We start from the raw sequence: 12,036 nt of genomic DNA, 5'->3' as shown, positions 1-12,036 counted from the left end.
TAACACAAAAAGAAGAACAACACGCCGCGGCGTGTTGTTCTGAAACCAAGAATCGCTATATTTGCATATCTGAAGAATCTGAAGGCACCTCCCCAGACACACTTTTTGAAACACTACCGATAGTCTTGAATGCTTAATGGTTGATAAGCTGTTGGAAAATACTAATATTCCTATTCAATTTCTGTACTACAAATCATATGGAAGAGAAAAACTAGCTGTACCTGTTTTGACAGACACAAAGACATATAGGGAACAGATTGAAAAAACCAAGAGCAATCCAAATAACATATTGGCAAAAATTTCCAAACAAGCAGAGGAACATTACAAAAAATATAAGGGCGACGAAAATGTGAGTTTGATTAAAAAAGAGTATACACTTTAGAATTGGAACAATTCTGCTTCGATTCCCAGTGATTCTGTAAAAGCCTTGGTTGCGAGTCTGTCTTTCTGGCTATGCCATGATAATTTCCACAGGCAATTAGGTTTGACGGAGTCTTTTATCTTCTTGAAGTAGGGCAGGTCGATAGGCCCATACGAAATGCCTCTGATGATGATTTCATCTATGTCTGAAATAGAGTCAAAGTAGCCGGAATTATCGGCTATTATACCTTGGACATCTTTATGAAGTTCATTCATCCCCGCAATGATTTTCTGTTTTGCTGTTTGTTCAGATAGCAGTTCGTGCTCATTCCAATATTCTTTTATCAATTGATTATGCCCAAATATAGGATTGTTGACATCCCCGTGGATGTGAAGTATCTGAGATGGATGTATATGGTATAACTTTTCTAAAGTTTTAGTGTAATTAAATGTTAGGTATTTGGCTTCTGGTGGAATCTCAATATTGAGTGGCTTGTCCGAAATCTCTATATTTGCAATCCACTCCATAAAACATTGGATGAGTTCATCCTTGTGAGGTACAAAGAGAGAATCGGGTGAATCTTCAATGATAAAGTTGGTGCGCATCATGTGTTCTTCGTCAATCTCAATATCTTCTGTGCAATAATCAAATATTGAATTAAGATCATATTCCCCAAGAGCTTTCTCGAAATCTTGCCATAGGTCAGTCTCTAAGCTGAAATTATTCTCGCAGAAAGTTATTAGAGAACTGTGGCTGTTGCTTTTCAGCCAGTTATGAAAGTCTTGCCATGATGTCTTCATGCTGTGGGCAAGATCAAAGCCATTGCCAATTATATATAGGCTGTGTGAATGTGTATTCCCGAACAAATCCATGATGATGTATTATTTCAAACAGTTGCAATAATTGTCCATGTGGTAAAGCCGTATATTTTATTCTTGGGAATTTCGTACGATAAGAAGTGTGGATATTCCATAATCTTCGTTATCCTGAACTGTATCCTGATCCTGATTTAGAATTAGATTTAGATCTTGATTTGAATCTTGATTACAAATTTCAGTAAAGAAATCCATTATCTCAGAACCTCTTGGGGTATTGTTAAATCCAGCATGGCGTCTGTTGAAGTAGGAGTTTGCCGAGATTTGTAGCAGATCCCATATCATTTGCGACCAATGATCCATATGCAGTCTTTTAGATACAAAAGGTCGTCCCGTTTGGAATTCGAGTAAATTAATTATTTGCAATGCGAGGGACTTGGATGCAGTTAAGTGCTCGTCTGCATAGGCACACCAAAAGGTATGATGTCCGCAGGGAGTATTATAAAATTTATTTTCGTCTATTAATAAATATTGGGCACCTGTTGTTATTGTTTTGGGGTTTATACTTCTTTTTTGTCCATTAAGATATCCAGCTCTGCAATATTGAAATCGGGGCCATTGTGTGTATAATATCAGTTGATGAGTATCTCCTGCAGATATTGTTGTATTGTAAATATCACCTGTCTTTTTTGCCTGTAATAACAATGCGTTGTATAATTCTCCTTTAGGGTTATTTTCTTTGTATACGATTAGGAGATCTCCAATTTCTGGACTTTTATAATGTTGTAATGCAGGGTTGCAAAATTTTGCACACGGTTTTTGGTGGATGAAACAACCTCCCACGTTATATTGACGCCCTAATATGCTCGAAAGTTTAGATGGTAACCGTGTCACTAATGCGGCGATATAATCCGGTTCTTGTTTTGAAGATAATCCTATTATGCATGTTTCGATTGCATAGTGGATGTCACAATATAATTGATGCTTTTTAATCCAATTCATGGCCGGTGTTTTTAGGTATGAAGAATAAGAAGGTTATCTATCCGTGAATTGGCCCCTAGAGGCTGATATATACAATAAGCATGAGAATAAAAGGGCATTACTGTAGTTAGAATTTCTTGTGTCGATTAGAAGAAAACCATATTTGGCTGGATCTCTTCAATCATCTTTTGCGGCACTTCACATTCCCGGGCAATCTCCGGCCACATGGATGCCGCCTGGCAAACCTCGTCGATAATCCGTGCGGCATTTTTGATATTGTTCTTGGTGCCGCATTCGAGCAGATCGTCTTTGGTGATGCCACTGAATTTGCCGTTTATCGACATCTGGTGGGCCGAGGTCCACTGGCCGTCGGGATTGTAGGCGTAGCCCATATCGTAGGCCGGAGAAAGGCGCCATTTCCCGCTTCTGTCCATCAGGAAAGAGATGTTCTTCGTGTGGTCGTCCTGATTGCGCACCACGACATTGAACACCATTCTGCGGAACATCTCCTGTGCCTCCTTGTAGGTGAGCCGCAGCCCGCGCATTACGGCGAACGCCTGTTCGTAGGAATAGGCCCTGAGGAGCCGGTAATCGAAATGTGCGATACCGCAGAGTGTCTGCATGTGCACCTTTGCCCCGTTTATCCGGTCGAACCGTTTCGTCAGGAAATGCGCTCTCCCATTCTCTTCAATCAGCGAGCATTCTGTCATTTCGATGCCGCATTCCCTCACAAGACGCGAGAAGGAGTACTCCAGTCGGCCGAAGTTTTCAGTCTCTCTGAATCCGGCAGTGGCGGATACGCCGTCCAGCTTGATGAGGTAGTAGTCGAATCCGGCGGGAGCCTCTACCTGTCCCGAACGGATCTCTCCGGTGGCTTTGTTAAAGGCAATGATTGCCTTGGCCCGTTGTCCGCCGGCTGAAGTGCCGAGGCGCAGAATCTCCGCAATGGCCGCCTTCTTGTCGGAGCTGATATTCACGTTAAAACTTGATTTGTCGGCAAGGGCTTCTCTGGCTACATCCACCAAAGAATCAACCTCTATCCGGATATCTGTATCAATAGTGTCGATGGCCGGTTCAAACTCAAGGGCGCCCATGCAACGTTTGCCCAAAAAGCAAAGTGTCTCGATCGCATTGCCGCTGGTCCGGCCCGTCAGGGCCAGCCATCTCTCAAAAAGGGTACGACCGTATGTATCCGGCAGGGAGTCCGCCAGCATTCCGGGCAGGCCTTTGAAGGTCGTTTTATTGAGCTCTCCGAAACTGTACACACGTCCTTCCCTTACGGGCATCATTAACGGCGAAGGCTCTATGCCTTGTCGTACAAAGTTCGGATCATACTCAAACTGCGCGATTTCATATCTTCGATCCCAGCGCACCGAACCTATGGGCTGGCCGTATAGATTGACACGAGCTATGTCTACCATTCCAATTCCTCCTTATTTTCTTTTGTATAACCTTTGGATGCCCGCTTGCGCTTATGTTTGTTTGCTTTGCTGGCCAATTCGTAGTATTCATTCGGGCTCAACTGCTCTTCTTCGACGAGCGGGATGAAAATGTCGAGCTTGCCCAGGGTGCGCAGGATGCGGATCAGCGACTCGAAGTTTTTTATCTCTCCGTCCTCCATGCGCTTTATGGTGGAGATGGAAACACCGCTCTTGTCTGCCAGCTCGGCCTGCGACATATTCTGCTTCAGGCGTACTGTTTTTATTTTGGTGGCAGTCCTGTTGCAAAGCTCGGTATCTGTCAGTATGTATATATTGTCCAACATGTCAAATCTGATACTTGTTGTAGCAAATATAAGAATAAAATGTCATAAATGAAATTTTATTATGAGTAATTTAGGCGGAGGTCAATTTACATGCCGTGAAACTTGTTGTTTTGTGCATTGGACTCGGAAAAATATTTTGCAGCCAAAAGAGAAAAATGGCTGAGATCATTTTCATGGCGCAGCCATCTCATCTCTTTCCTTATTTTGATTTAACGATGTCGTATTTCATATTGTTATTTATCAGTAGTTTGCGCCTGGATATGACGAATATTGACGGTTTTTCATCATCTTCCTCCAATGTCAGATCTTCAATCAGCGGGTAAGCGTAAGGTCGGCCAGTAGGACGGCCGTCTCTGGTTCTTCCTTTGGGGCATCCTTGGGTTTCCAGGCCACAATGAAGCTGACTGTTGCGGATTTGACCCGATAGCCTTTCGCAAACCAATCGGTGAGAGTCTTCTGCATCCGGGCTGAGAGTTTGGCTACGGGGAGATCCGTCTTCTCGGTATAGAGCGTGAAGTCGCAATATTGCAGCCGATCGCCGCTCTGCAGTGCCAGTACTTCGCGTTTGATTCCCTTGAAGAACTCCAGATAGACGTCCCGATGGGAGAGTTGCAGGATGATCTCTTCGGGCAGGGTATAGCTCCGATCGTCGCGGTCGTGGTGGTCGGCCGTCAGACGGTCAAAGCTGTGTCCGTTGGTATGAATGAACAGCCGGTTCTTGGCACGGGTAATCCCCACGTAGTAGCGGCGCTTCAGCTCCGCATTCTTGGTGTAGTTGTCGGTCAGAAGCATGTAGACGTCGTCGAACTCGCGTCCTTTGGCCTTGTGAATGGTTGATACCACCACCTCGGAGCCCGAAACATCGCAGAAATCCTCCATCGACGATTCGAAGACAAACTCTTTGAAATCGCTGATGTATTTCGTTTGGTTGAGATGTTCGAACTGTTCGAAACAGCGCTTCACAAGGTCCATATTCTGACTCCGCGCGTAGGTCTTGCCCGTGGCGCGCTTTGCCTCCTCCCAGAGCTCGCCCGGAATCACGGGTGTCGTCACCCGTTTGTCCAGGTATCGGAGGAAGTATCGCATCTCGGAGAGGTTCCAGAAGCGGAAGCCGTCCATCGACTGGATCAGTTTGCACGGGACGCCCTCCTTGCGCAGAAGACCGGTCAGAATGACCGCCTCGTCGTTCGTCTGGGTGAGGATGCACGAGGTGCCTGCATGACGGTTACGGAGCAGTTCGTTGACCAGCGGGCGGTACATGATTGCCGAGGTGTGGCAGGTGACACCAACCCATCCTTCTTCGTGCCGCATCGATTGGATCTGCGTGTGCTTCATCCGTCCGGGGATCGATTGGACGAACTCGTTGGTAAAGGTGACCGGATGACGGGCACTGCGGAAATTGTCGGTCATCTCGATGAGGCGAGCTCCGGGTCGTTGGACCAGTTGGAACATGTAGCCAGAGTCAGAACCCCGGAATTCGTAGATGTTCTGGTCGTCGTCACCCACGGCGATGACGCGCATCTCCTCGTTGCGGGCCATCAGCGCCGTTACGAGGGCATACTCGTCGGCGGCCATGTCCTGCGCTTCGTCGATGACGAGCACGGTCTTGCCGATCTTGTTGGGCTCGACCTCCCCCTGTTCGATCATCCGGGCAGCCCGCGAGACAATGTCCTGGGCATCTTCAAGGTTGCCGATACGCCCCAGCAGGTCGAAGCAATAGGAGTGGAAGGTCTTGATCTCGACAAAGTGGGCCGCATTGCCGATCAACGCCATCAGCCGCTGTTTGAACTCCGTGGCCGCCGCACGCGAGAAGGTGAGCATCAGCAACTGTTCATGCTTGACATCTTCGAGCAGGAGCAGCGATGCCAGTTTGTGGACCAGTACACGGGTCTTGCCGCTACCGGGTCCAGCCGCAACCACGATGCAGTGGGACTCCTTGTCGGAGATGATCTCCATCTGTCGAGGGGAGAGCGACCCGAAGAGCTGTTCGTATTTCTGGGGCGTCAGGTTGCGCTGGATCTCGTTGATGCGCTCGCCGCGGAAGTATTTCGCGATGAAGCGCCGGTAGTCCATCTGGAAGTAGTCCTGTACGAACTGCAGCGCCGCGTTGTAATCCTTGACCATCAGATTGGCATACTCGCCCACGATGTGGACCTGCTGGATCTTCTGCTTGTAGAAGGCGTTGAGCAGCCGGTAGTCGTCGACCTTGTAGCGCGACTTGTTGTCCTTGATCCGGCGGATGTCCATCGCGTTGTAGAGAACCAGGAAGCCTCCTTCGAGCTTCAACGCTCCGATCTTCGAGAGGTAGAGAAGAGCCCCCTCGACCTCGCCCAGCTGCAGGTCGTTCCGCCCGAAGAGCATTGTCCGATTGTCGGCCTTGAATTGATTCAGCAACTCGACGATCGAGAACTGCACGGCATTGTCCGCGACGGTATGCTCCTGCCCGGTGGCGTTGGGTTGCGCGAGCGTACGCGACAACTCGGCGGCCTGGCGGTAGAGCCAACCGATAGCAAAGCGGCAGATCTCGGCCCGTTTATCGAATCGGGCTTCTGTCGACTGCAGGTCGGTCTGTCGCCGAAGCTGCAGGTTGTGATCCGCATACTCCTGCTTGCGGAGGTATCCCTTGACCGTAAGAAAATAGAGCAGGGTGCGGATATCCTTCTCCTTCGAGGTGCTGATTCCCTCCTGGATGGCATCTTCGTTCAGCTGTTTGCAGGAGATGCTGAGCCCCTCCTCCGGGATGCGGTGGAGCAGGTAGCGTTCGAGCTGGATAAAGCGCTCGAGCAGCTGTTGTGACTTGCGTTCCGAATCCCCTGTTCCGAGCAGGTAGGCCGACAGATCCTTGCTGTCGGCTAGGATCCCCTCTTGGCGCATGCGTTCCACGGCGGAGATCACCTCGCGCTTGCTCATGCCCAGAATATCGGCCAGGTAGTCGATTCGTGATTCGGCCTCCGAGTCCTGCGCCTTGGCAATATATTTTTTCGAGATGAGAGACTTGATGATGCGGACCGCCTGTTCGGTCTCCTTGCTGTCGAACAGCGGCGAGGCTGTCAGCCGTCGCCGGGCTTCGTCGAGATTCCGCACGGTGATGCCCGTGGCGTAGACGTGCGGAACGTTGTTGCCCCGTTCAAGGTAGCCGGCCTGTTCGAGTGCCGCCAGTGCGGTTCGTACCCGGGTTTCGATGTCGGGGCCCGAACCGTCCCACCCGGCCTGACGCGCGATCTCCAGTGCCGACGAATTGACCCGCATGCGCTGGCGCGTGAGCTCCTTCACGGCCTTCCATACCTGCTGGATCTCGCCGATACTCAGCTTCGTCTGGTTCAGCAGGATGAAGTGTTTGTCCAGGTCGTTGTCACCATAGAGGACGTAGCAGCGGGCATGCAGATGGGGGTTACGGCCAGCTCGTCCCGCCTCCTGTACGTAGTTCTCCAGCGAATCGGAGATATCGTAATGGACCACCAGTCCCACGTCGCTTTTGTCCACACCCATGCCGAAGGCCGACGTGGCGACGATGATGCGCACCTGGTCGTTCATGAAGGCCTCCTGGTTGGTGATCTTCTCGTCGGAATCCATCTTGCCGTTGAAAGGAAGGGCCTGAAAACCGTCGTGGGTGAGACGTGAAGCCAACTCCCGGGTTCGACGGGTTCGCGAGACATAGACGATGGTCGGGCATTGTGAGTCGGCAATGAGTTCACGCAGCCGCTGGTATTTCTCTTCGTCGTTGTCGACGTGCAGCACCGAGTAGCTCAGGTTTGTGCGTGTGGCCTTCGAAGCGAAGAGCTCCAGATTCAGATCCAGCGTCTGTTCGAAGTAGTCGCGGATGTCCTGGATCACCTTCTGTTTGGCCGTGGCCGTGAAGCAGGAGACCGGGATCGGAAGTTTGCTCCCCTTTTTCTGCTGGTATTTGCGGATGAAGTGGCCGATATAGAGATAGTCGACCCGGAAGTCCTGACCCCACGACGAGAAGCAATGGGCTTCGTCGATGACGAAGCGGACGACGTTGCGGGCAAGGAGAATACGTTCGATCGTTGCCGAGCGAAGCATCTCAGGGGAGATGTAGAGCAGCGCGGCCGTTCCATCCTGTACTTTTTCGATAGCCAGAGCCCGCGTGATGGGATCCAGCATACCGTTGATGGTGACGGCCTCGGTGATGCCTCGTTCGGCGAGGTTATCCACCTGGTCCTTCATCAGCGACTGCAAGGGTGAGATCACCACCGTGAGTCCGTGAACCGAGCGTCCTGCCATAAGAGCCGGCAGTTGGAAGGTGAGCGACTTCCCACCACCGGTCGGGAAGATTGCCAGCAGTGAGCGCCCTTCGATGGCTGCCTGTGCCGCCCGCTCCTGAAGTGGCTCGCCTTCGTAGGTGCGGAAGGCATCGTAGCCAAACAGCGACTTGAGGCTGCGGTGGACGTCGAGTTGGGCGTTGCAGTAGGCACAGCCTGTGAGGCAGGGGGTGTGGCGCAGCTTTTTGATGACGAACTCTACGCTTGGGTAGTTGTGCAGTACCCATCCAGGCGTGATGGAGCGATGATCGGTTGTGTCGATTAGCGCCAATGCATAGGCCAGTTCGCAGGGGTAATGCTCGATCAATGGTTCAAGTTCGACATTCTGGCAGATGCGACCTCGATAGACGGAGGCGATTTGTTTGCTGAGGTTGCAGTCCTTCGGGCCGGCTCCCATCAAATCGAGAAATCCGTCGAACTCCGGCTGTCCCCTCAGCAGCGCGGCAAAGAGTCTCCGTTTCTGTTCGGGCCATGCATCCCAACGGGCCATCTCGTCCAGAAGCAGATCACGGGCCTTCTCACAGTCGTTGACCGGATTGTTCATCTGATCGCTGACCAACTTATCATCCTTGACGAGTCGATGATAGGGACGTTCGGGAAAGAGCAGGGGCGAGAGGTAAAGCGTGTCGACCAGCCGCCAAGGTATTTGTCTATCCTCGAAGAGGTATTTGGCATCGTGGTGGATGATGTTGTGTCCGCAGAGATACTCCACACGCTCGAGGAAGGGTAACAGCTCCTCTTTTGAGGCTTTATGGAAGATAGCCCCATCGTAACGAAGAGCCCCGATATCGTGGATTCGGTGGTCTGTTAGCCCGATCTCAACATCCACAACCGCATAACGCAGCGGACCATACCGAAGAGGCGAGTTGCTGCTTGTGCGGGTCGTATTCGACGGCTCGGCGGATCCGGTTTCGGCCAGTTGGTTCGATATGGGGCTCTCCTGCATGATGTGGTTTTTGGGTTCAGTCTGGTGATGTCTTCGCTTTAAGTGAATATGGATCAGAGTATCTGACTATTACTTTATACAAATTTAGCATTTTTTTCTTAGCCTTATACGTCGTGAAGTTTTTCGTTCTTGTTCTTATTTGATGATGTTAGTTAGGATCTTTTTTAGTTGCTTGAATTTGAATAGGTAAAATTGAGTGTTGATTAGAATCTTTGTAAGCAACCGGTGAATACCGTATTGATTTGACAGAGAATATTACTATTCGGTCCGCCTAGGTCCAACTTGTATAAAGTTGGCACAAGTCGGACCTAGTTTATACTACTTGGAAGTGATTTGGTTTTCCTTTGCCCAGGTTCTGGGCAGGAGGCCTGCGAGGTCCTTGCCGTCGCGCTGCCAGTAGGGCAGTTTGCTGAGGACATCCTCCATCCATGTTCTCGGGTCAAACCCTGCGGCCTTACAGGTGCCTATGAGGGAGTATACGATGGCTGCCCGATATGCAGAGGCGTCGTTGCCGCAGAAGAGATAGTTCTTCCTACCGAGTGCCAGCGGCCTGATGGCATTCTCGATGAGGTTGTTGTCGATGTTGATCCTGCCGTCATTCACATAGCGCGACAGCCGGGGAAGAAGACTGTAGGCATAGGCAAGGGCCTCTCCAAGCCTGCTCTTGGGAAGAACCTTTGCATAGGTTTCCTCGATCCACTTCTCGAACATCAGGATTGTGGGATAGGATATCTTCCGGCGTTGTTCCATACGCTCTTCCGCGCTCAGGCCTTTATCGTCCGCATCGCTCTCCACCTTGTATAGTTTTCTTATAAAGAGTATGCCCTCCATGGCAAGCCGTTCGTTCTCTTTCAGCGAGTCGACGAACTTCCTCCGGACATGTGCCCAGCAGCCGTGTACGGTTATCCCGGGCATCTTTTCAAACTGGTCATATGCCTCATAGCCGTCGCATTGTACGTTTCCCCGGTATCCACCCAGGATTTCCCGGGCAACGTGATGGCCTCGGCTGCCCCTGTCATAGTAGAACATGACATCCCCCGTGACCGCGTCCCTGACGCACCACTCGTAACCCTTTCTGGCCTTATGCTTCTCGTTATCGATTACCGGTATCACGCTCTCGTCGATCTGGATGTATTCGCTTGAGAGGATCTGACGCCGCAGGATGTCGTACAGAAGCTTGAGTTTCTCCACTGCCGCTTCATACCATCCTCCCATCGTGGAGTCACTTATCGTTATCCCGGACTCCCGGTATTGCTGTATCAGGCGATAGAACGGAAGGTGGTAGACGAACTTTCCCACTATGATATCGGCCAGGACCGATGCCCCTGCCATACACCTGGCTACCGGGGAGAGAGGACGTTCCGGTGAGAGTATCTTCCTGTCTTCAGGGTGCTTTGTCTCTATATCGGATTTGAGGATGACCTTATGGAAGACATCCTTGTGGATGTATACCTCGGCCGGCCTCTTCTCAAGACGGGAGGATTCATCTGTTCCTATCTCTACATATTCATCCCTGAGGTGGCCGTTTACGTCGAGGACACCATCGGGATAGATATGGAAGACCTTCTCCGGAAGGCCGGTGATGTCCAGTGGTCTGCGCGAGGGCTTGGCTTTTACAGCTATTGTCCTTGTGATTGTCTTTTCCGCTTCTTCGACCTCCCTGTCAAGCTGAGCACGTTCCTCGTCGGTGAGATGTTTCTCCTCGAACAGTGACAGCTGGGAGGGATCTACGGGAAGGGCCTTCTCGCTCATCTGACCGAAGACTTTCTTGCGGAGCCACAGAAACTTGTTCTGGAGATCCTGGATTATGCAGTCCTTTTCAGCAATGGTCATACGGAGATTTTCCATCTCCGCAAGTGCTGCCGCCAGCTGTTCCTCGACCGTCATAACTACTTGTTTCTCCTCTGTTTTCAATACTTGAAGATACGAAAAAAGTGCCATATACGCAAGTCTGTGGCACTTTCTCATTCACTTATCTACGTAGTTTCTTCAGATTCTCCAGTCGCTGTCTGCGACAATCCGGCTGTTCGATTATGCCCTCTACTATCATGACCAGTTCGCTCCATTCTATCCTCCCGCTGACGGCATCCTTCTCCAGACCGGAGGGCATGCCGAAGGTCCCCGATTCAAGAAGCTTGCAGTACAGCACAAGACCGCCCGGTTCCCAGTGAAGAAGCTTTATCCTGTTCCTCGACTTGTTCATGAAGATATATACGTCTCCGTTACACGGGTCACACCCCAGCTCATTAGTCACTATTCCACTCAGGGTGTAGTAGCTCTTCCGCATGTCAGTAGGCCGGTTATATAGCCAGTACCTCATGCTGTCATTCAGGCTAAACATGACTCGACGACGCCTGGATTATTGCCTGTATCATCGTCGCGTCCAGATTGCCCTGGATCCGCAATACTGCCCCTGTCTGCGTGCGCATCTCTATGCTCATCGCCATGGACTCGTATCCCGACTTCCTGCCTTTGCCTGCTTTCCTGTTTGTCAGCACAGGTTCCGGAAAACTGTCATTTCCACGCACCAGCTGAAGAAACTCTCCTGATTCCCGTTCACTGGCCTGAGCCTCGGCGTATCTGCGTTTACTGTCATAAAACTGCCACTCAGGTATCCCAATTTCTTTCAGTCGGCTCTTGTAGGAGACTCCATGCTCCTTGCAGTATTGAACTATCTCTGCAATTTCTTCTCTTGTAAGCATTTTTTTTGCGCGAAGATACCTCGCGTGGAATAAATTCGCTACACGCTCTTCACCGGTTGCTTACAGTCAAAATTGTCCGATAAGTCTAAACGCCCATCAAGACTCGCAAATATGAAGGTAACGCCTGGAATTGAAACCATTATTCTTAATCTGCGTGAGACGAGAAAATGGGGAGCGCAACGG

General features: G+C 50.5%; 8 protein-coding genes and 1 pseudogene. 1 reads left to right on the top strand and 8 read right to left on the bottom strand.

Annotated features, from left to right (window positions below; translation table 11 throughout):
- Positions 1-378 precede the first annotated feature (378 nt).
- From B5G16_RS12150 to B5G16_RS12120, 8 genes are all read right to left on the bottom strand, one after another.
- Positions 379-1,233 (bottom strand): bacteriophage abortive infection AbiH family protein, encoded by an 855-nt coding sequence (locus B5G16_RS12150; RefSeq protein ID WP_087264275.1) that lies wholly within the window; start codon positions 1,231-1,233, stop codon positions 379-381.
- A 57-nt stretch (positions 1,234-1,290) separates the two neighbouring features.
- Positions 1,291-2,178 carry a hypothetical protein gene (locus tag B5G16_RS12700; protein ID WP_143260907.1) on the bottom strand — a complete coding sequence of 296 codons (888 nt, stop codon included), beginning with the start codon at positions 2,176-2,178 and terminating at the stop codon, positions 1,291-1,293.
- A 125-nt stretch (positions 2,179-2,303) separates the two neighbouring features.
- Positions 2,304-3,578, bottom strand: a complete 1,275-nt coding sequence (locus B5G16_RS12145; protein ID WP_087264273.1) for a type II toxin-antitoxin system HipA family toxin — start codon at positions 3,576-3,578, stop codon at positions 2,304-2,306.
- Complete coding sequence (locus B5G16_RS12140) at positions 3,572-3,922, bottom strand: helix-turn-helix domain-containing protein (RefSeq protein ID WP_087264270.1); 351 nt, start codon at positions 3,920-3,922, stop codon at positions 3,572-3,574. The genes B5G16_RS12145 and B5G16_RS12140 overlap by 7 nt, the downstream gene beginning before the upstream one ends.
- Before the next feature lie 312 nt (positions 3,923-4,234).
- The gene (locus B5G16_RS12135) at positions 4,235-8,749 is read right to left on the bottom strand and encodes a RecQ family ATP-dependent DNA helicase (RefSeq protein WP_239406107.1); all 4,515 of its coding nucleotides are present in this window, start codon (positions 8,747-8,749) and stop codon (positions 4,235-4,237) included.
- Between the two features lie 720 nt (positions 8,750-9,469).
- On the bottom strand, positions 9,470-11,038 hold the full coding sequence (gene tnpC, locus B5G16_RS12130) for an IS66 family transposase (protein ID WP_162612074.1): 1,569 nt from the start codon (positions 11,036-11,038) through the stop codon (positions 9,470-9,472).
- 85 nt (positions 11,039-11,123) lie between these two features.
- Positions 11,124-11,471 (bottom strand): IS66 family insertion sequence element accessory protein TnpB, encoded by a 348-nt coding sequence (gene tnpB, locus B5G16_RS12125; RefSeq protein ID WP_262481291.1) that lies wholly within the window; start codon positions 11,469-11,471, stop codon positions 11,124-11,126.
- Positions 11,472-11,484: 13 nt separating this feature from the next.
- Positions 11,485-11,853 (bottom strand): hypothetical protein, encoded by a 369-nt coding sequence (locus B5G16_RS12120; protein ID WP_087264261.1) that lies wholly within the window; start codon positions 11,851-11,853, stop codon positions 11,485-11,487.
- A 63-nt stretch (positions 11,854-11,916) separates the two neighbouring features.
- On the opposite strand from B5G16_RS12120, the pseudogene B5G16_RS13045 reads away from it, so the two are divergent.
- Positions 11,917-12,036 (top strand): annotated as a pseudogene (locus B5G16_RS13045) (IS481 family transposase); the annotation flags it as partial.

Source organism: Alistipes sp. An66 (assembly GCF_002161445.1).
Taxonomy (GTDB): Bacteria; Bacteroidota; Bacteroidia; order Bacteroidales; family Rikenellaceae; genus Alistipes; species Alistipes cottocaccae.
The sequence above is the reverse complement of the archived record's forward strand: the minus strand, read 5'-3'. Positions and strand labels throughout refer to the sequence as shown.

Coding starts and splice junctions, on each gene's coding strand:
- B5G16_RS12700 (WP_143260907.1), bottom strand. CDS start 2,178: ATGAATTGGATTAAAAAGCATCAATTATATTGTGACATCCACTATGCA.
- tnpB (WP_262481291.1), bottom strand. CDS start 11,471: ATGAGGTACTGGCTATATAACCGGCCTACTGACATGCGGAAGAGCTAC.
- tnpC (WP_162612074.1), bottom strand. CDS start 11,038: ATGACGGTCGAGGAACAGCTGGCGGCAGCACTTGCGGAGATGGAAAAT.
- B5G16_RS12145 (WP_087264273.1), bottom strand. CDS start 3,578: ATGGTAGACATAGCTCGTGTCAATCTATACGGCCAGCCCATAGGTTCG.
- B5G16_RS12120 (WP_087264261.1), bottom strand. CDS start 11,853: ATGCTTACAAGAGAAGAAATTGCAGAGATAGTTCAATACTGCAAGGAG.
- B5G16_RS12140 (WP_087264270.1), bottom strand. CDS start 3,922: ATGTTGGACAATATATACATACTGACAGATACCGAGCTTTGCAACAGG.
- B5G16_RS12135 (WP_239406107.1), bottom strand. CDS start 8,749: ATGAACAATCCGGTCAACGACTGTGAGAAGGCCCGTGATCTGCTTCTG.
- B5G16_RS12150 (WP_087264275.1), bottom strand. CDS start 1,233: ATGGATTTGTTCGGGAATACACATTCACACAGCCTATATATAATTGGC.